Annotated in this window: 1 protein-coding gene; it reads left to right on the top strand. The window is 29.4% G+C overall.

The window, feature by feature from the left end; all coding sequences use genetic code 11:
- The first annotated feature begins 177 nt into the window (after positions 1–177).
- Complete coding sequence (locus V7014_RS20230) at positions 178–372, top strand: hypothetical protein (RefSeq protein ID WP_335509707.1); 195 nt, start codon at positions 178–180, stop codon at positions 370–372.
- The last annotated feature ends 105 nt before the right edge of the window (positions 373–477 follow it).

Here is a 477-nt window from a genome sequence, read left to right on the forward strand (position 1 = left end):
TTTTAATAATGAAAAGTCTCCAATTTATTTATGGGATATAAATTGAGAACTCTCTTGAACTACGGGTGTAACAGCATAAGTTTGTTGAATTTTCCATGTATTTTAAAAACCTCCAATACATGACTATTCTTTGTTATAGTTGAAGGAGTCAAAGAATATGTTGGAGGATTAACCCGAATGACAATTGTTAGTTTTATTATAATTGCTTGGGTACTTAGTTGGTTTAAGTTTGAACAGATTTTTATTCAGGCATTTAAAGAACTTTTTAGCAAGGAAATTTCAACAGCCAGTTACTATTTCTTATTCGCATGTATAGGAGCAATTGGTGATATAGTTTCACTATTTAACGGTAGTATTTATGATAAATTTTAATATGTTGTAATGCATTCTAAGTAGATGGCTTATTTTTTCAATTATAGTAGGAGTAAGAGTTGTTATTCTACATATAGGTTGGCAGCAATAAAGTCACGATGTTTA

The sequence above is a fragment of the Bacillus sp. JJ722 genome (assembly GCF_036963345.1).
In the GTDB taxonomy this organism is placed as follows: Bacteria; Bacillota; Bacilli; order Bacillales; family DSM-1321; genus Bacillus_AD.